Annotated in this window: 16 protein-coding genes; 6 read left to right on the forward strand and 10 right to left on the reverse strand. The window is 59.0% G+C overall.

Annotation, left to right across the window (positions count from 1 at the left end):
• Positions 1–63 precede the first annotated feature (63 nt).
• The gene (locus AAE484_RS16705) at positions 64–1,485 is read right to left on the reverse strand and encodes a hypothetical protein (RefSeq protein ID WP_341939573.1); all 1,422 of its coding nucleotides are present in this window, start codon (positions 1,483–1,485) and stop codon (positions 64–66) included.
• Between the two features lie 265 nt (positions 1,486–1,750).
• Here AAE484_RS16705 and AAE484_RS16710 point away from each other — a divergent pair, with 265 nt between their 5' ends.
• Positions 1,751–2,725 carry a glycoside hydrolase family 43 protein gene (locus AAE484_RS16710; protein ID WP_341939574.1) on the forward strand — a complete coding sequence of 325 codons (975 nt, stop codon included), beginning with the start codon at positions 1,751–1,753 and terminating at the stop codon, positions 2,723–2,725.
• A gap of 5 nt (positions 2,726–2,730) precedes the next feature.
• On the opposite strand, the gene AAE484_RS16715 is transcribed toward AAE484_RS16710, so the two are convergent.
• A complete protein-coding gene (locus AAE484_RS16715; protein ID WP_341939575.1) occupies positions 2,731–3,324 on the reverse strand; it encodes a GyrI-like domain-containing protein in 594 nt (197 codons plus the stop codon).
• Positions 3,325–3,447: 123 nt separating this feature from the next.
• Here AAE484_RS16715 and AAE484_RS16720 point away from each other — a divergent pair, with 123 nt between their 5' ends.
• Entirely contained in the window at positions 3,448–4,122 is a 675-nt protein-coding gene (locus AAE484_RS16720; RefSeq protein WP_341939576.1) for a TetR/AcrR family transcriptional regulator, read from the forward strand.
• Between the two features lie 75 nt (positions 4,123–4,197).
• On the opposite strand, the gene AAE484_RS16725 is transcribed toward AAE484_RS16720, so the two are convergent.
• The 7 genes from AAE484_RS16725 to AAE484_RS16755 form a co-directional block, all read right to left on the reverse strand.
• A complete protein-coding gene (locus AAE484_RS16725) occupies positions 4,198–4,995 on the reverse strand; it encodes a DeoR/GlpR family DNA-binding transcription regulator (RefSeq protein ID WP_341939577.1) in 798 nt (265 codons plus the stop codon).
• 108 nt (positions 4,996–5,103) lie between these two features.
• A complete protein-coding gene (tpiA, locus tag AAE484_RS16730) occupies positions 5,104–5,904 on the reverse strand; it encodes a triose-phosphate isomerase (protein WP_341939578.1) in 801 nt (266 codons plus the stop codon).
• Between the two features lie 51 nt (positions 5,905–5,955).
• Positions 5,956–6,612, reverse strand: coding sequence for a LutC/YkgG family protein (locus tag AAE484_RS16735; RefSeq protein ID WP_341939579.1), 657 nt, complete (start codon positions 6,610–6,612; stop codon positions 5,956–5,958).
• Entirely contained in the window at positions 6,605–8,077 is a 1,473-nt protein-coding gene (locus tag AAE484_RS16740) for a LutB/LldF family L-lactate oxidation iron-sulfur protein (RefSeq protein ID WP_341939580.1), read from the reverse strand. The genes AAE484_RS16735 and AAE484_RS16740 overlap by 8 nt, the downstream gene beginning before the upstream one ends.
• On the reverse strand, positions 8,074–8,892 hold the full coding sequence (locus AAE484_RS16745; RefSeq protein WP_341939581.1) for a (Fe-S)-binding protein: 819 nt from the start codon (positions 8,890–8,892) through the stop codon (positions 8,074–8,076). Before AAE484_RS16745 ends, AAE484_RS16740 begins: the two co-directional genes overlap by 4 nt.
• Before the next feature lie 79 nt (positions 8,893–8,971).
• Positions 8,972–10,264 carry an L-rhamnose catabolism isomerase gene (gene rhaI, locus AAE484_RS16750; protein WP_341939582.1) on the reverse strand — a complete coding sequence of 431 codons (1,293 nt, stop codon included), beginning with the start codon at positions 10,262–10,264 and terminating at the stop codon, positions 8,972–8,974.
• A gap of 24 nt (positions 10,265–10,288) precedes the next feature.
• Positions 10,289–12,388, reverse strand: a complete 2,100-nt coding sequence (locus AAE484_RS16755) for a bifunctional rhamnulose-1-phosphate aldolase/short-chain dehydrogenase (RefSeq protein WP_341939583.1) — start codon at positions 12,386–12,388, stop codon at positions 10,289–10,291.
• A gap of 246 nt (positions 12,389–12,634) precedes the next feature.
• On the opposite strand from AAE484_RS16755, the gene AAE484_RS16760 reads away from it, so the two are divergent.
• From AAE484_RS16760 to AAE484_RS16775, 4 genes are all read left to right on the forward strand, one after another.
• Entirely contained in the window at positions 12,635–14,302 is a 1,668-nt protein-coding gene (locus AAE484_RS16760) for a purine-cytosine permease family protein (RefSeq protein WP_341939584.1), read from the forward strand.
• A 60-nt stretch (positions 14,303–14,362) separates the two neighbouring features.
• Positions 14,363–15,805, forward strand: coding sequence for an FGGY-family carbohydrate kinase (locus AAE484_RS16765; RefSeq protein WP_341939585.1), 1,443 nt, complete (start codon positions 14,363–14,365; stop codon positions 15,803–15,805).
• A gap of 49 nt (positions 15,806–15,854) precedes the next feature.
• Positions 15,855–17,831, forward strand: a complete 1,977-nt coding sequence (locus AAE484_RS16770) for a rhamnogalacturonan lyase (RefSeq protein WP_341939586.1) — start codon at positions 15,855–15,857, stop codon at positions 17,829–17,831.
• Between the two features lie 153 nt (positions 17,832–17,984).
• A complete protein-coding gene (locus AAE484_RS16775) occupies positions 17,985–19,349 on the forward strand; it encodes a BNR repeat-containing protein (RefSeq protein WP_341939587.1) in 1,365 nt (454 codons plus the stop codon).
• 138 nt (positions 19,350–19,487) lie between these two features.
• Here the strand turns inward: AAE484_RS16775 and AAE484_RS16780 are convergent.
• Positions 19,488–19,758, reverse strand: a 271-nt coding sequence (locus tag AAE484_RS16780) for a hypothetical protein (RefSeq protein ID WP_341939588.1), incomplete at its 5' end; no start/stop codon positions are given.

The following is a 19,758-nucleotide window of genomic DNA, read 5'->3' on the forward strand; positions in this document are numbered from 1 at the left end:
CGGTCTCTCACTCCCTCTCTCTCACGCTCAGTATATCCCCGCCCACCGGCGATTACCATTGTGCTACTCCAGACCGAGCTCTCGCAGGAGTCGTGGATCGTCAAAGTGGCGGCGACCGATAAAGGCGATGGCATGGGTGCCGTGAATACGCAGGGCACCGGGGCTGGCGATGCCCATGGGCCAGAATATCCAACGCTCCGGGCGTCGGGAGGCGGGAATCAGCCCCCGGGAGTCGAACGGGCTCTGGGAGGGGCCCTCGGGGGTCTCCAGCGCTCGCAAGTCGCTGTAGGGGTGCACCTCCATCGCAGTGCCGGTCTCTGAGCCTGGCGCGGCGCTGACTCCCAGTAGGTGGTGAGTGTTGGCTTCCAGCCAAAGGGTATGTCGCTCCCTCGGATCCAGGGTTCGGCCAATGTTGAACGGCTCCTGGGCGAGAGGCAGCTGCGGCCGTGGTCTGAATCCCATGGCCGGGAAAAACTGATACCAGCAACCGCACTGGTGCATCTTGTCATAGCCCACAACGGCGCCGGAAGGCAGGAGGTGAACCCGCCAGGTAATTCCGTTGTACTGCCCGGCGAGCCAGTCCAGCAGCCCCTCGGGCCGCCGCTCGGAAAACCAGACGCTGTAGTTCAGCTGCAGGGTCACCTGGTCGCGATAGCGGCCCAGGCTGATGTGGGTGTAGAGCGTCGGTTGGTCAGGGTTGCGCGCAACGGCTCCCCGGCTGGCCGTCAACTGCACTGGACGGTCGTTGTCGGCCAGGGTGTTGTCGGTGTTTTCAATCGCCAGCGTCGGCATGAAGGCGTCCACAAGCTGCTCGCGTGCTGCTTCGCTCAGTTGCGGGACGCCCAGTGCATCAAGGGGCTGTTGGCGCAACTGACCAAGCGCTTCGACGGGGGAAAGCGCCGGTATTGGCCCGGTAAAGCGGGTCCAGCTAGGGCTGTCCGACTCGGCCGCGAGCCCGGAGGCGGAGGTAATGTCGGCGGTATTCAATTTATCGTTAAAGACGTTCTGTCGCCGGCGGATCATGGTCTGCTCGCTGACCACGCCATGATAAAAAGGAATGGCCGCCAGAGGGTAGAGTCCTACCCAGCGCTTCCAGGTCTGATAGTGATCCTGTGCGGCGATGTGGGTCAGTCGAGGCCGCTCAGCCTGATGGGCCAATAACAGAGCGCCGCATTGCTTCAGTTTGCGTTTGAAGGCGCGCTCTTTACTGGGCCAGTATCGATCCAGTGGCTGCTTCCCGGCGATGGGCAACCGCTTCCACTCTATTGTCAGACCCTCCACGGCCAACGCATGGTGATGAAATAGCCATTGCCGGTAAGCGGCTTCGGACAGGGCGCGAGTGTCAAAACTGGCCAGAAACCGGGAGGTGCGCAGGTAGGGCAAATGTTCCACCCTCTGATGTCGTGCGTCCCGCGTCTCAAACCGTTGCGCTGCCTTTTCCAGAGCCGCGTATCCGGCCAGGCAACGGTGTTCCTCTTCGCTCATTGACGCCCGACCAGGCCCGGGGCTGTGGTGGTGGGCGCAGGCGGTAAGCGCCAGAAGAAAGAGCGCAAAAATCAATCGGGAAGGGCGGGAACAGAGAGCGTGCAATGTCATTGAAGCGGCCGCCGTAATGTTGATCGCAGTACCGCCACTATAGCGCACAAAGATGTCATCGGGCCAAGGCCGGGTTGCCGGGTGACTTGCCGGAAAAGATCAGGTAGGCTTCGAAATTCGTATGATAAATAGATGATCACATTCGGACGATGACATGAGACTCAATGCAACCTTCACCGGTCTGTTTGCCCTGTTACTGATGGGCTGTCAGACGTTTTTCCCAGACCACGATCAGGCACAAGAAGAGCAAGAACAGGATAAGCAACAGTACCTCTTCTCCTCTTTTCGCGGTAACGGGGAGAGCGGCCTTCATCTGGCCTACAGCGACGATGGTCGCCACTGGCGTGCGCTGAAAAATGATCAACCCTTTCTGGAGCCGGCCGTCGGCCATGGCCTGATGCGTGACCCCTGCATCATTCAGGGGCCGGACGGGCGTTTCCATATGGTCTGGACGTCCGGTTGGGAAGACCAGGGGCTGGGCGTGGCGCACTCGGACGATCTGATTCACTGGTCTGACCAGCAGTTTGTCCCGGTCATGGCTCATGAGCCCGAGGCGCGCAATACCTGGGCACCGGAAATTTTCTGGGATGAAGCCAACCAGCACTATGTCATCTACTGGGCCAGCACCATTCCGGGCCGCTTTCCCGAAACCGAGAGCCGGGGAGACGATGGCCTGAATCACCGCATTTACTACACCACCACCGAAGACTTTGAGCACTATAGCGACACCGCACTGTTCTACGAGCCGGGCTTCAACGTCATCGATTCCACGATTGTTCGTGTGGACGACGAGTACGTCATGATCCTGAAAGATGAAACCCGTCACCCGCCCGCGAAAAACCTGCGGGTCGCTCGCAGTGAGAGCCTGTACGGTCCCTGGAGTGAGCCTTCGGAGCCTTTTACTCCCGAGGGAGTCTGGGTCGAAGGCCCAACTATTGTGAACATTGGTGATGAGACTACCGTCTACTACGATGAATACATGAACAAGCAGTACGGGGCCATGCGCACCCGGGATTTCAGACACTGGGAGAATATCTCGGACCAGATCGAATTTCCGGAAGGCACCCGCCACGGCACGGTTCTGCCGGTTTCCGATGAGGTGCTGGAGCGGTTGAAGCAGCTACCGTAGCGGGTTCAGCGGTGGCCGGGATCGCGGGTGCGCGCCGAGAGTGGCACCCGCACCTGAATGCCGCCCCAACCGGTGGTCAGATCGAAGGAGGCCTCGTAGCGCTCCAGCACCAGAGGCACACCGGGGGCATGACGCAAAGGGTCGAGGTTCAGGGTGGGGAGGCTATGCGAGAAAATCGAGTGCAGGGTTTCGCGCAGTGTTGAGACATGGTCTTTATGGGGGAAGACCGCATAGCGTTGAGCGGGAATTTCCAGCCGATCCCAATCCGAGTTGAGAGTGTCAAAATTTTCCACTTCGACGGCGGTGAAGTAGTCAAAGCCCCCTTCGTTACCCTCTGCCTCCAACAGCACACCGTAGCTGCGTCGGTCCACCTGAGTCGGGAGCCATCCCCGGTAGGGCGAGAAGGTGTCCCAGCAGGTGGGGATCACCTCGTAGGGCAGCCCGTGAATACGGGTTCGCAGCCCGGCCAGGCGCAGGGTGTGCTGCTCTTCAATGCCCAGCAGCTGGGGCAGGGCGCTGCTCCTGGCAGAGTGCAGGCTGGCCCGTTGGTGTGCGAGGGTTTCTCCGCTACTTTTGCTGTCCGTATGAAGTAAGTTCATGCTCAATGCGCCCGTTGACGGTCTTGAGTGATCGGAGTCATGGATTGTTAACGGCGTTAACAGCGATTTCCAATGTACTATTAACGCTGTTAACATGTCAATAAGAATCGAACAGAGAGCCCTATGTCCAACCCAGATCCCGAGCAGACGCCCCAGCGACAGAAAAAAGCAAAACTCACCTCTCAGAAAATTGCCGAAACGGCGCTCGCCCTGGTCAACGAGCAGGGCCTGTGTGGGCTGACCATGCGCGCCCTGTCAGAGGCCATGGGGGTGCAGGCGCCGGTCATTTACCGGCATATCGCGGATAAGCAGCAGCTGTTGGATGAAATGGCCGAAGCCATGGTCAGTCAGGCGCCTCTGGATGATCTGGCCAGCGACGATCCCTACGCCGATCTGGCCGAGAGCTGCCGGCGTCTGCGACGGATCCTGCTCGCTCAGCGCGACGGGGCCCGGATCATTGGTGGCAGCTACGCCGCCAAGCACAACACTCTGCGCGGAGCCGAAACGGTCATGGGCCTGCTGGCCCGGATCGGGCTCCCACAACACAAAGCCATGTGGACCATGATGAGCCTGTTCTCTTTTACTCTGGGGGAGGTGTTGGAGCAGCAGGGGCTGCCCGATGACCCGGCCCAGGCCAAGCCGGCGATCCTGGCGGCTGCCGGCCCGGTACTGGCGGATGCCCACTTCAAGCATATCAATACCGAACTGCTCTCGGAGCACTTCTTCGACTTTGATCAGCGCTTTGAGTTTGGACTGAAGCTGTTTCTGGCGGGAATCAGAGAGGAAGTCGCCGTTTAAGTTCGGGCGCGCTGTTGAGGGTTCGCTGTTGGGGAGGAAACGTTGGCCCGGTTGTGGGCCAACGCGCTAACCGGCTCACGTGGCCTGGTTGACGTCCACCAGAATCACCTTGATATCTTCCGACTCAAAGAAACGCACCAGTTTTGGATCCGCTTCGCTGTCGGTAATCAGAATATCCACCTCCGAGAGCGGGCAGAGGATAAAATTACTGCGCTTGGCCAGCTTGGTGCTGTCGGCGAGCACAATCAGTTGCTCGGCCTGCTTCTTGAGTTTCTGTTCGGTCTGGATCAGCAGTGGGTCGGACTCCATCACGCCAAACTCGCCAATACCCGGCGTGCCCATGAACATTTTACTGGCGTGATAATACTGGATCGTATCATTCTCGAACGCACTGAGAATGATGCCCTGCTTGCGGTAGAGTTCACCGCCGGGCAGGGTGATCTGGTTATCGCTCACTTCCGACAGGTCCTGGGCCAACACGAAGGAGTTGGTCAGCACATTGAGGTGTCGATCGGCCAGAAACTCTTTCATCATATAGGTGGAGCTGCCGCCATTGATGATGATGAACTCGCCGTCCTCGCACAGCTTGACCGCCTCCTGGGCAATCAGCCGTTTCACATCAGCGCGTTGCTCCTTGGCGGCAAGAAAAGCCGAGCCGGAAATGTGTGGGCGACGCACTCGCCGGTCCTGTACCTTGAGTACCTCGGCGCCCCCGCGAATTTTGCGCAACTGCCCCTGTTTGGACAGCTTGGTGATGTCCCGTCGAATGGTCGCTTCAGAGGCGTTCAGTTGCGTGGAAAGATCATTGACACTGACAAACTGTTGCTCGTCAAGGATATCCAGCAGAAGCTTGTGGCGTTGTTTTTCCAGCATGAGATCGGGTTCCGAGGGAGTTAGTCATATAAGGCGTATATGACTAAAATTTACCATATATTCAAGGACACAACAAGCAAAAACAATCATATCCTTTCACGGAAGGTCTTAATTGTCATACTTTTGAGCGATATCTGTCACCCTGTTGTGGGGTGTGCCCCGGGCGGCCAGGCAGATATCGAGAAACTCGCCCGCCTTGAGCGAAGCGCCCCCGATGAGCCCGCCATCGACATTGGGCAGAGAGAAAATTTCTTCGCTGTTGCCCGGTTTCAGACTGCCGCCATAGAGCAGAGCCACATCGTCTGGCCCCAGGCCGTTTGCGCTCAACTGCTCCCGGATCAGGGCGTGGGTGGTGCGAATATCGCCGAGTTCGGCGGAGACCCCCGTGCCGATGGCCCATACCGGTTCGTAGGCAATCACCCCGCCGCGCAGCGACCCGGCACCACAGGCATCAATGACCGCCTGAATCTGCCGGATGATGACCGATTCAGTCTCTCCCTGCTGTCGTTCCTGTTGCGTTTCCCCCACGCAGAGCACCGGCGTCAGGCCGGCCAGAGAGACCAGCTTGAACTTCTTCGCGATGGTGGCATCGGTTTCCCGCATTCTGGCCCGGCGCTCGGAATGGCCCACAATCACATAGTGGCATTGCAGCTCTTTGAGCATATTGATGCTGACTTCGCCGGTAAAGGCTCCGATGCATTCGGAGCTCACATCCTGGGCGCCGAGCCTGATGCTTGAGGGCAGCATCGGGCGCATGGACGACAGGTAGGGGAAGGGAGGACAGATACCGATCTCGACGCCCGTAAGCGCGCAGGATTTCAGCTGATGACGGAAGTTGGCCGCCCACAGGGTGTTGTCCGCCAGGCTGCCATTCATCTTCCAGTTTCCAATAACCAGACGCTGTTTCACAATCGGCTCCATCTAGATCAATCCGTTCAATTAAGGTAAGAGGAAAGGGTGTCAGCGAGTCAGAGACTCGACAATGAGATAGTCGGCCCGGCGCGGGCCGTGTGCCCCGATCTGTATCTGTTGTTCGATGTCGGCGGTTCTCGAGGGGCCGGTAATCAGATTGACGGTGCGGGGCAGTCGCTGGCCATCCAGCAGGCGATCCCAGGCATCTTCCTGGAAGCGCACAATGTCCTGCCTGTCGATCAACACCACCAGCCGCTCCACCAGAAACAGCAGGCCGCTCGGGCACTCCCGGCTGAGTGACATGATGGTGCCGGTTTCCGCCATGGCCGAATGGGCTCGCACCAGCCCCCAGCTGTCAAAAGGTTGCGGGGCGCTGCGCGTCACCTGGAGGGGAGCCCAGTCGCGCTCCAGCGCCGTGACCCAGGGGGACAGCGACAGTGTGGGTGGCGTGGCCAGAGCCTTGGCCTGCTCCTGCAGCCAGGGTTGAACCTGGTCCAGGTCCTCCAGCTCAGTGACAATGGCGCCGTTGCGCTGGGCCTCGGCAATGAACCGCGAGACAGTGTCCTCAGGGCTCAGGTCGGGCTGAGCCGGGGCATCGGTCGATGTCTCACAGAGTGACTGAAAGGTCGCTTCGATGTCGCCACCGGTGTCTTCACTACCGATGGCCTGGCGGATGCGTTCGAGGATCCGGGTGCGACTATCCATTGCGACGGCTCCTTTTTTCCTGAGGGCTTCCGCCCCGCTGAGGGCTCTTTCTGGATCGCCATTGAGTCTGAAAGCTGGCGCCCTGGGGGGCGGTAAAGTCCCGGTGCCGGGTCCAGCCGGACATGAAGGGGATGGAGCGGAAGCGCCCGCGACGGCCCGAGAGCCAGTGCAGCAGATTCACCGCCGGACTGGTCAGGCGTCGGTAGAGCCCGGGTCGGTTGCTCAGGCGGCAGAACAGTTTGACCGCCAGGGTTGACGCTTTGTTGAGCGTTGCTTCGCGCTGCTCCTGATCGCGCAACTTGCGCATCAGGCCGGGTAGGGGAATGCGTACCGGGCACACCGACTCGCAGCGGCCACAGAAGGTGCTGGCATTGGGCAGCTGGTAGTCATCCTTGCCGTGACGAAGCAGTGGGGTGAGCACCGCGCCCATGGGGCCGGGGTACACACTGTTGTAGGTGTGTCCGCCCACGGACTGATAGACCGGACAGTGGTTCATGCAGGCACCGCAGCGGATGCAGTGGAGCATTTCCTCATATTCCGACCCCAGAATTTCCGTGCGCCGGTTGTCCATCAGGACAATGTGGAAATTCTCCGGGCCGTCTTCGTCCTGCTCGGATTTGGGGCCGGTGAAAAACGTCGTGTAGGTCGTGATGTCCTGCCCCGTGGCGCTGCGGGCCAGAACCCGCAGAATCGCACTGGCATCCTTCCAGGTGGGAATCACCTTGTCGATGGAGGTGGTCACGATGTGGGTTCTGGGCAGGGTGGCCGTGAGGTCGCCATTGCCTTCGTTGGTCACAATGGCGGCGGTACCGGTCTCGGCAATGAGCATATTGGCGCCGGTGATGCCCACGTCGGCTCCCAGGAACCGATCACGAATCACATCCCGCGCTTCGTTGACGATGGACTCGACTTCATCGAGATCGCGTTCGCCCAGGTTGTGATGCTCACGGAACAACGACTGAACCTGGGCTTTGGTCTTGTGCAGGGCGGGCGCGACAATATGGCTGGGCCGCTCGTGTGCCAGCTGGATCACGTATTCGCCCAGGTCGGTTTCCTGGGGCTCAATGCCGGCCTCTTCGAGCGCTTCGTTGAGCTCGACCTCTTCGCCCACCATGGACTTGCCTTTGGTCACGGTTCTGGCGTCGTACTGGTGACACAGGTCCACCACGGTCTGGCGCATCTCATCCGGCGTTTCGACCCAGTGGACCTGACCGCCCGCTTCAATCACTTTCTTTTCGAAGTGCAGCAGATAGACATCGAGGTTTTTCAGGGCTCGTTGTCGGGCACGCAGCGCGCGGTCGCGCATCGCCTCGAAATTGGGCACCCGCTCAATCGCGGCCTGGCGTTTGTGGACGAAACCCGACCCGGCTTTTTCCAGTGCCTGTTGCAGGTTGTCGTCGTTCAGTGCGCCGCGCGAGCGGGCAATAAAATTGACGCCGGGATCGTGAATGTGAACGCCGCTCATGAGTGCTGCTCCCGCTCGTCGGTCGATTCCCCGATGGCCGGCGACGACAGGTCTCCGGCCAACACTTCGGCGATATGGCGCACCTGGACCACGGGGTTGCCGGCGGACTGACCGGCCTCCCGTTGCAGCTTGCCGGCAATATTCAACAGGCAGGACAGATCACCACCCAGCACCATGGAGGCGCCGGATTGACGGATATTGTTCGCCTTGTCGCTGACCATCCGATTGGAAACATCCGAATACTTGACGCAGAAGGTGCCACCAAAACCACAGCACACATCGGTGTCGGCCATTTCGGTCACATCGAAGCTGGCGCATTGTTTTAACAACTGGCGCGGCTGCTGCTTGATGCCCAGCTCCCGCAACCCGGCGCAGCTGTCGTGGTAGGTGATGGTCTGTCCGCTCAGATCAATATTGGGGTTCTCCGGCCTATAGTCCAGCACCTCGGTCAGAAAAGTGGTCAATTCGTACACCTTCTGGCCAAACGCCTCGACGTCGGCTTGTCTCGGGTCTCCCTCAAATAGTTCCGGGTAGTGATGCTTGATCATGCCGCCGCAGGAACCGGAGGGTGTGACCACATAATCAAAGTCTTTGAAGCTCTGCACGATACTCCAGGCGAGCGTCCGGGTTTCGTCTGGCAGTCCATTGTTGAATGCCACCTGCCCGCAACAACTCTGCTCCGGCACACTGACCGTGCAACCGGACTGCTCCAGCAGCTTCACCGTGGCAAAACCGATGCTGGGCCGTATGAGGTCCACCGGGCAGGTAATGAACAGGCCGACGTTGGGCCCTTGGGACGACTGGCGATTCGGCATAATTATTATTCCGGTTCACAGGGACCAGGGGGAGTGTAAAAAGGGTGCCGGCTAACAGGAGATGCCGGCACCCAGGGCGCTATACGATACCAGAACGGCTGCCGCCGGCATCCGGTCGAGCGACCGCCGCCTGCTCCCGATAATGGGAAGCGCGGTAGGTGGCAATCGGATTGATCGCGGCGTTTTTCCGCAGACGGGCCATGGCCAGAATCGGAGACACGTCCAGGTTGAACGCCTCCTTGAGGGTGTTGCTCGCCATCAGCGCATCGTTGTCCTGCTGATAGCCCTCAAGTGCGGTCCGGTCAACCAGCAATGCCTTGATGTAAGAGCGCTGAACTTCGATGGCGGAGTTGATCAGGCTCTCAATCGGGTCAGTCACGTTGTGTGATTGATCCAGCATATAGGCCGGCGCAAAACCGGGCTGGTTGCGGTGCTCGGCATCCACCAGTTCGTTGAAAATGAGGAACTGCTGATAGGGATGGATGGAACCGCTGTCCAGGTCGTCATCACCGTATTTGCTGTCATTGAAATGGAAGCCGCCCAGTTTTTTGAATTGAATCAGGCGCGAGACGATCATTTCGATGTTGACGTTGGGCGCGTGGTGGCCCAGGTCCACCAGAGATTTACAGCGCTCACCGGTTTCCATCGCCGCCAGGATGTTGCTGCCCCAGTCCTGAATCACGGTGGAGTAGAAAGCCGGCTCGAACATTTTGTGCTCGATGTGCATTTCCCAGTCTTTAGGCAGGGCGCTGTAAATGGCTTTGGCACTGTCCAGGTAGCGCTCAAAGGCGCGCTGGAAATGCTGTTGGCCAGGGTGGTTGGAGCCGTCGCCGACCCAGACGGTCAGGGTATCGGAGCCCAGCTTTTTGCCCCACTCGATCACGTCGATGTTGTGGGCGATGGCCTGCTCGCGCACCGCCGCGCTGGTGTGGGTCATACTGCCGTACTTGTAGGACTGCTCCTGGCCGGGCTGGTCCTGAAAGGTGTTGGAGTTCACCGAGCTCCAGGTCAGACCGTAGCTGTCGGAGTGGGCCTTGAGCTCGCTGAAGTCATCTACCTTGTCCCAGGGGAAGTGGGGGGAAACGGCGCTGGCGCAACCGGAAAGCTGGTTGATGACCGCACAGTCTTCCACTTTCTCGAAAATGTTCCGGGGCTCGCCCACGCCGGGGAAACGGGCAAAGCGCGTGCCGCCGGTACCGGTGCCCCAGGAGGGCACGGCAATATCAAAGGCCTGGGCCTTTTCGGTCAGGGCGTTGATATCAACCCCCTTGCGGGACAGCTGCTCTCCCAGCACCTCAAAATCTCTGTTGAGGTCGGAAACCAGCTTGTCATTGTGCGCCGAGACGACGTCAGGTTGAATGGCGTATTTCATGATTATTTTCCAGCTCGCTCGGGGTTATCGGGTAAATGACGGTGCGTGACCGGCATCGACGTTGATGATATTGCCAGTGGACTTGGCGGACAAGTCGGCGGCAAAGAAGTATGCCGCTTCGGCAATATCTTCGGGCAGTACGGAGCGCTTGAGCATACTGCGCTGGCGGTAGTGTTCTTCCAGCTCGTCGTTGCTGATGTCATAGGCTTCGGCACGTTCCTGGCGCCATTCGCCGTCCCAGATTTTGGAGCCGCGCAGTACCGCGTCCGGGTTGACCACGTTGCAGCGAATGCCCAGGGGGGCGCCTTCCAGGGCAATGCAGCGGGCCAGCTGGATTTCCGCCGCCTTGGCGGTGCAGTAGGCCGAGGCGCCGGGAGAGGCGACCAGGCCGTTTTTGCTGACAATGAACACCACCGAACCGCCGGTGTTCTGGCGCTTCATCAGTTTGAACCCTTCACGGCCCACCAGGAAGTAACCGGTGGCCAGAATGCTGATGTTCTTGTCCCACAGATCCAGGCTGGTCTCATCCAGCGGCGCGGAGCTGGCAATGCCGGCGTTGGACACCAGAATGTCGATGCCACCGTACTCGCGCGCGACTTTCGCCATGGCGTTGGCGACGGCTTCCGGCTTGGTCACATCGCAGTGGACCTGGCGAACCACGTCTTTGCTGAACGCCTGGCTCAGTTCCTCTTGTGCCTTGTCGAGGCTGGACTGGTCGATATCGGCCAGCATGACGCAGGCACCCTGCTCGGCCATGCGAATGGCGGTGGACTTGCCGATACCGCCGGCGCCGCCGGTGATGAAGGCCACCCGGCCGGCCAGAGACTTGGGCTTGGGCATACGCTGCAGCTTGGCTTCTTCCAGGAGCCAGTATTCGATGTCGAAGGCTTCCTGTTCCGGCAGGCCCACATACTCGCTCACGCCGTTGGCTTCGCGCATCACGTTGATGGCGTTCACATAGAATTCGCCGGCAATCCGTGCGGTCGCCTTGTCTTTGGCAAAAGTGATCATGCCCACACCCGGCACCAGATAGACCACCGCGTTGGGATCGCGCATGGCCGGGCTGTTGTCCCGCTTGCAGCGGTTGTAATAGTCCGCGTAACCCTGGCGGTATTCCTCCAGTTGCTGGTCCAGTCCTTCAACACAGCGTGCCAGTTCGGCTTCAACATCTTTGGCTGTGGGGTCAAAATCCAGTACCAGCGGACGAATCTTGGTGCGCAGAAAGTGGTCCGGGCAGGAGGTGCCCAGGGCCGCCAGCGGCTCCAGATCCTGAGAGTTCACAAACTGCAGGACGGTGTCTGAGTCGTTAAAGTGTCCGATTTTGCGCTGATCGTTGGTGATCTTGCCGCGAATGAGGGGCATCAACTCGCTGATGACGTCCTGGCGACTGGCTTCATCCAGTGGATCCTTGAACTTGGGGCCACCGAAGGCTTCGGTTTTGTTGTTGGCTTCCAGCCAGTCCTGCGCACGCTGAATGATGTCCAGCGTCGTCTGGTAGCACTCCTTGGAGGTGGGGCCCCAGGTAAAGATGCCGTGGCCTTCGAGCATGATGCCCTTCAATTTGGGGTTGTCTTTGGCGACTTTCTCCAGCTTGAGACCCAGGTCGTAACCCGGGCGTTGCCAGGGCAGCCAGCCCATCTCACCTTCAAAAATGGTTTCGGTCAGCTCTTTGCTGTTCTTGGTGCAGGCGATGGCAATCGCGGCATCCGGATGCATGTGATCCACATGCTTGTGGGGAATATAGGCGTGCAACGGCGTATCGATACTGGCGGCGCGGGGGTTCAGGTTGAAGGTACAGTGGGGCAGGTAGCCCACCATTTCGTCTTCGTGCTCCAGGCCCCGGTACAGGTCCTTCAGTTGATGCAGCTTTTCCATATAAAGGGTGGAGAAGCCGTCGAGATCAATGGATCCCAGATCACCCCCGGAGCCCTTGACCCAGAGCACCTCGGCGTCCTGACCGTTCAGAGGATCCTTCATATTGAGCTTCGCCGAGGTGTTGCCGCCGCCGAAGTTGGTGATGCGCAGATCGGAGCCCAGCAGGTTGGAGCGGTATTTGAGTTGTTCGGGCTCGCTCATTTTGGCGGCTTTCTGATCATTCCAGAGGTTGTCTAATGTAGAGGCCATAGTCGTCGCTCTTATATTCTGTATAACGGTGGGTGGATAAGCTAACTGCCTGATTGGCAATGATTATAAATGATCAAAAATGGAGGGTCAAGACAAACATTTGCGGCGGCAGAGCGCTAATAAGGTTGTTTAATTCCGGATTTGCCGTTATTGTTCATTATCAGTCATTACCGTTCAGTTCCGCCTCTGGGTGAGGATCGCGAACAATCAGGTTATGACTTTCGTGAACAACATAAGTACAAACAGATGCTAACTAATAATGAACTCGAGCAGGCGCCGGTGGCGCCGAGCCAGTTAAAACCCGCCCGTCACTTCGCGGCCAGCTACTCGGGCGAGCATGTGGCCGGAACCGAATTTGTCATCGGCGCGAGCTTTGTCGCCTGGGGCGTCGGAGTCTCCGATGTTCTGTGGGGGTTGTTGTGGGGCAACCTCCTGGCGGTGCTGACCTGGGGCCTGATCTGCGCCCCCATTGCGGTGGATACGCGCCTGACGCTCTACGCCTATCTGAAGAAAATTGGTGGTAAAGGGCTGATCAACCTTTATAGCGTAGTCAACGGGGTGCTTTTTTGCATCCTCGCCGGCGCCATGATCACGGTATCCGCCTCGGCCGCCCGCATCCTGTTCGGGATTCCGCCCCAGGTGGAGTGGTACCCGACCGACCCCGGGTTTGTGGCGGTCGCCCTGCTGGTGGGGAGTGTGGTGACTCTCGTCTCCGTCCGGGGCTTTCGACGCTTGGCAGTGTTCGCGCAGGTCTGTGCTCCCTGGATGATCATGATGTTCGTGGTGGGCGGGCTGACGATGTTTGTGGTCCTGCGCGAGGCGGCTCCCGCCATGGCCGATCAACCCCTCCTGCAACGTTTAGGCTCCATCGCGGATGCCTACGTCTGGCGGGGAGGTGAAAACGGCCTTGGCGTCTGGCATGTGGCGGCCTTTGCCTGGATTGCCAATCTGGCCATGCACGGAGGACTGTCGGATATGACGATCCTGCGTTATGCCCGAAAGTCCTCCTATGGTTATCTGTCGGCGCTGGGCATGTATATCGGTCACTATGTGGCCTGGGTCGCCGCCGGGGTGATGGGAGCGGGGGCCGCTCTGGCGCTCGGCACCTCCATAGAAAATCTGGATGCGGGCTCTGTGGCCTATCAGGCGCTCGGGGCGACAGGCATACTGGTGGTGATCATTGCGGGCTGGACAACGTCCAACCCGACGATCTACCGTGCCGGGCTGGCGTTTCAGTCGCTCTACCCCCGTTGGCGTCGCACCACTGTGACGGCGGTCACGGGTATTTTGACCACCGTCATCGCCTGCTTCCCCTTTGTGTTTACCCAATTGATGAATTTTGTGGGGCTCATGGGGCTGATTCTTTCCCCCATCGGCGCGGTCATTGTCACTGAGCACTGGCTGTTTCCGCGGATGGGGCTGACCCGTTACTGGAATTATTACCGCGAGTCTTACCTGAACGGACCGGCCTGCCTGGCGTGGGGCCTGTCCCTGCTGGCCGCCTGGGGGTTCAACCTGCTTGGTGTTCATCTGTTCTTTCTTCTGATGCCGACCTGGATCACGGCCATGGTGGTGTATACCCTGGCCGCTGCCTGGTGTGGCGCGCGGCACCCCTATGCTTCACAAGCCCCACAGCACGAGAGTGAGTTGCTTGCGAGAAAAAAAGCCGAACGTGACTATCTTGATAACCTGGATACGAAAAGACAGAGTGTGAAGGCAGCGGCCGCGACTCGGGGGATGCTCGTGTCCGCTACGATAGCGGTTCTGTCGATACTCGCCTGTCTTCTGCTCGGTGTCTATACGCTCAAATCAGGCGATATTGATATCGTCAAAGACTGGATTTTTATCCCGACGGTGGTGTATATGGTTTCAGCCACCGTCTGGTCCTACCTGAAGGAAAAGAACAGTGAGTAGGGCCGGCAAGCCTGGCGCCCTGGAGTAATAATTGATCAACCAAAGAATTGTGGACGGGTAATGATGGGAAACACTCTGATTCTGGATATCGGGAAAACGAACATAAAAGTTCATGTGCTCGATGACAATCTGGAAAGCATTCATGAAAGCGTCAAACCCAACACCGTGGTCAATGAGGGGATTTATCCTCACTTTGATGTCGATGCCATCTGGGATTGGTTCTGTGCCGCTGTTTCCGAAGTGACAAAAACGCTGACGGTGAGTGCCATCAGTGTCACCACTCACGGTGCGACCGCCGCCCTCATCGACCGGAACAGGTCGGGAAACGCACTGGTGCTACCTGTGCTGGATTACGAGCACTCCGGGCCCGATAGCGTGAGCGCCGGGTATGCGGAGGTGCGACCCGATTTTTCCGAGACACGCTCCCCCAATCTGTCCGCCGGGTTGAACCTAGGGCGACAGCTCTTCTGGCAGCAACAGAGCGCGCCGGACAGTTTCGCCGCCGCGACGGATGTCCTGCTCTACCCGCAATACTGGGTGTGGCGTATGACCGGAGTGCGCTGTACGGAAGTGACCTCACTGGGTTGCCACACGGACCTCTGGTCTCCCGATCAGGGCGATTACTCATCGCTGGTCGACCGGATGGGGTGGCGTGAATTATTCCCGGGAATGGAACCGGCAAATCGCCTGGTCGGCAAGACAACGCCGGAGTTCAATCGCAAGGCCGGGTTGACGACCGCTTGTCCGGTGACCGCCGGCATTCACGACAGTAATGCCAGTTACCTGAGATACGTGCAGTCCTCCGACGGCAAACCCTTCGCGGTTGTGTCAACGGGAACCTGGGCCATCACCATGGTGAGCGGGACCGGGGCGGCACAGCTGGACGAGGCCCGGGATATGTTGATGAACGTGGACTACCGGGGGGAGCCGGTGCCCTGTGCCCGCTTCATGGCCGGCCGGGAGTACGAAAGTATCTGCAATAAAATGGGATCTTTTCCCGAAGAACCTTTCAGCCCCAGAGACATCGAGAACATTTTCGCCGACGGCGTATTTGCCCTTCCGCAATTCTGCGATACCTCCGGGCCCTTCGCCGGGTCCCCGGGTGTCATTCAGCCCAGCACCCATCGAATCAACGGAGCGGCACTGGCTTCCCTGTACTGCGCATTGATGCTCGACCTGGAGCTGGATCTTTTGAACGCTGAAGGCGACGTATTTCTGGAAGGCGCCTTTTTGAAAAACCCCTTGCTCTGTCAGCTTCTGGCAGCCCTTCGCCCGCAGGACCGGGTTATTCCCTCGACCGACTCCACCGGAACGGTGAAGGGCGCGGCGGCGCTGGCTCGCTCGGCTCCGGTTACAGGAGTAGAGCCGCAACGGTGTGAACCGCTACAGCTTGAAGGGCTGGAGGATTACCGTACACAGTGGCGCGCGCAGTGCCGGGCCATCGACAGAGCGCTGGGTCGCGACTCAGAACGAGTGCCTCTCACTTCAACCAGTACACGATAATATCAACGACATTAAGGTTTGAGACATGACACGTTTTTCGGAGAACACAATGAAAGTGCCCGCTTCCCGCTCCATCGGCTGGCTGATGTGCGCACTGATGGCAGGTTGCGGCTTCGCCGCCAATGAGAGCGCCACTGAACGTTCGGCCGCCTCAGGTGAGTCGGTTCTGACCCTGGGACAACTGACAGGCGACGGTCAGGACCGTCGATTTGTTGAGCGTCTTGATAGAGGGCTGGTCGCGATCCCCTCACAAGACGGTGTGCTGGTGTCCTGGAGGAGTCTGACAGATGACCCCGCGGGGCCCGAATTTTCGGTCTTTCGCAACGGGGAAAAGATCACGGGCACGCCCGTTTCCGGCTCGACGAACTTTCTGGACCGGAATGGCTCGGTCGGGGATCGGTACCAGCTGGAAATGGATGGCCAGTCTATCGATACCGCCGACACTTGGGCCAAGCCTTATCTTGAGGTTCCGCTTGAGGTTCCCGAAGAGCGGCAGACACCCGATGGCGAAAGCTACCATTACACCGCCAATGACGCCAGCGTCGGTGATCTGGACGGAGACGGACAGTACGAGATCATTCTGAAGTGGGACCCGTCCAACGCCAAGGACAACTCCCAGGGCGGTTACACCGGCCATGCGCTGATCGACGCCTATACACTTGAGGGCGAGCGGCTCTGGCGCATCGACATGGGCCGGAACATCCGCGCCGGTGCGCACTATACCCAGTTTATGGTCTACGACTTCGACGGTGACGGGCGTGCCGAGATCGCCATGAAAACCGCCGATGGCACGGTAGACGGGGAGGGCACTGTGATCGGTTCGGCCGATGCGGATTGGGTCTCTCACAGTGGCAATCCCGAAGTCCGGGACCGCACCGGCTCCCAGGTCACCGAAGACGGGCGCTACCTGGGCGAGCTCCAGGGCCGTATTCTTCAGGGCCCCGAATATTTTTCCGTTTTTGAGGGTGAAACCGGCCGCGTACTGGATACCAAACCCTATATCCCCCAGCGCGCGCCGGGCAACGATAACCCGACAATGGAGGAAATGAAATCACTCTGGGGCGATGGCTACGGCAACCGGTCTGAACGCTACCTGGCCGGTGTTGCCTTTCTGGACGGCGAGATGCCCAGCATCGTCATGGCCAGGGGCTATTATGAGCGGACCGTCATTGCCGCCTACGACTTCCGGGACGGGGAAATATCAACCCGCTGGACCTTTGATACCCTCTCGTCCGACATCCCGGCTGAGCACGCTGGTCAGGGGAACCACCAGCTGTCCATCGCTGATATCGACGGTGACCGAAAGGATGAAATCATCTACGGCGCCATGGCGGTTGATCACGATGGCTCTCCCAAGTGGAGCACCGGTTTCGGGCACGGCGATGCACTGCATGTCGGGGATCTGGACCCCAACAACCCCGGCCTGGAAGTGTTCGGAGTCTATGAAGACATTCGTGGTAACGGCGGTGTCGGCTCGGCCCTGATCGATGCCGCGGACGGAACCGTACTCTGGAAGAAAAGCGCGGAGAAGGACAACGGCCGGGGGCTGGCCGCGAATATCGATCCCCGCTTTGAGGGGACTGAAGTCTGGGCCCTGAACTCGCCAGAATTGTTTGATGTCAACGGTGAGCCAACCGGTGCGCAGCGCCCGGGGCCTGTCAACTTTGCGCTCTGGTGGGATGGCGACCGGCAGAGAGAGCTGCTAAACGGGACTACGGTCTCCAAGTGGAACTGGGAATCGGAATCCGTGGAGACAATGCTGGTCGCCGAGGGCGCCGCCTCCAACAATGGTACCAAAGCCACTCCAGCCTTGTCGGCCGACCTGTTCGGTGATTGGCGGGAGGAGGTCATGCTTCGTTCAGAGGATAATCGGTTTCTGCGGATTTACTCCACCAGTATTCCAACCGAGTTCGGTTTCACCACATTGATGCAGGACCTTCAGTACCGGTTGGCGATTGCCTGGCAGAACACATCGTATAATCAGCCACCGCACCCCAGTTTCTACATCGGAAGTGATAAAGAATGAGGACAGACTGAAAACCCTGTGACGACTGAACCGGCCTGCCAAGGGCCGGTTTTTCTTTATGGGGTTCAGGAAAAATCACCGGAACAAGGGTAAAATTCCCGGTGAAAATGACCGGCAGAGAACGATCGAAATCAATAATAAGGGAGATTTGCAATGGTACCAACGTCAATCACGTCCAGTGTTCACCGCCTTGTGGGCATCGGCCTGGTGTTGACCCTTACGGCCTGTGGCATCCTTGCCCTGCAGGACAAGGGACAGGCCCCACAGACTTTTGGTGCCCGACAGATACCGATCGATGACGCGGCTTTCTCGGGCAGCTCAATCAATGTGGTCGCGGGCACGCGCCAGATGCTCTACACCCACGGCAACCATCAGTACGCGGGGTACTACGGCCCGGAAGGCAGGGTCATGTTGGCCCAGCGCCAGCTGGGAGAAGATCAATGGTCGGTGCAGAAGACGGAATTCTCGACCAATACCGCCGATGCGCATAACACCATCAGTCTGATCGTTGATGGTGAGGGCTACCTGCACCTGGCGTGGGGGCACCATGACTCCCCACTGAATTACAGTGTCAGCGTGTCGCCCCACAGTCTGACCATGGGTGAACCGACAGAGATGGTTGGCTTGGCAGAGGAGAGGGTGACTTACCCCCAATTTTTTCAGATCGGCTCCGGCAACCTGCTGTTTCTCTATCGGGATGGCGCCTCCGGCCGGGGACGGGTCGTTCTGAATCATTACGATGTGGAAAGTAGGGAGTGGACCCGTCGACAGGACAACCTGATTGATGGGGAAGGGGAGCGAAGCGCCTACTGGGATATGGCGATCGGCGCTGATGACACTCTGCACCTGGCCTGGGTGTGGCGGGAGTCACCCGATGTGGCCACCAATCATGACTTGCTGTATGCGGAGTCCAGTAATGGGGGCAAAACCTGGCGTCGGCGTGGTGGAGGAGAGTACCAACTGCCGGTTACTCGCGACACGGCTGAAATCGCGTACGAAATCGTGCAGAACAGCAACCTGATGAACCCTCCGGTGGTTGCCGTTTCGAACCAGGGGGCACCTTTCATCACATCCTATTGGTCTGAGACGGCAGGCGAGGCACCGGGCTTCCACGTTGTTCATCACACCGCTGGAGAGTGGGAATTCATCGCCGGACCTCAAGCGAAAGAGCACTTCACACTGGCCGGTGGCGGCACCAAGAATCCGCCCATTTCTCGCCCCGCGCTCCTGGTGGAAAAGCAGGCTGACAGGCTCCACCTTGTCTATCGAAGTGATCATCACGGCGGGCGGGTGCTGGGAGCGACCCTGGCCGACCTTTCAGAGACCAAATGGACTCATGGATACCTCACCGAGCACTCCGTAGGCGCCTGGGAGCCGTCCATCGATCCCGCCCAGTGGCGCCGGGCGGGGCAAGCGCACATGTTGCTTCAGGATGTCGTGCAGGTGGATGGTGACGATAGCGTCGGAAAACAGCAGGAGGCGACTCCTATCCGCCTGCTGCTCTGGCATCCCGAATAAACCCGGCGGGAAGTGATTGAAAGAATCGAACGACGCTTTAGTCTGAACGAGTATGATCTACAAAGATTTAACATGACTTGTAATGATTGACTTTTCGTGTCTGAATCCTTACTATTGAGGGGGAAGTTGAGAGTCAGGTTATTTCGCCAGCAAGGCGCCCAAGTGGTAACGAAGGAGCTCTCTCACACCATCGTTCAGGTCGGGTTGGGTCAATCTGGACGGTCGGTGCTCCTTTGCTTGATGGCGCTCTGGTCCCGATCCATTGCTGGCGTGATTGCGGTCACAACTTCTGATCTCCTCCTCGGCTTGCAGCCGCTGATTGTTCCAATCAGCGGCTTTTTTTTGCGTGCGCCAGGCATGGCGCGTAGCGCCTTGACTGGCGCTGTTCCGGTACACGTGGTGGTGGCCG

Origin of the sequence: Marinimicrobium sp. C2-29, from assembly GCF_038419845.1 — a bacterium.
Taxonomy (GTDB): domain Bacteria; phylum Pseudomonadota; class Gammaproteobacteria; order Pseudomonadales; family Cellvibrionaceae; genus Marinimicrobium.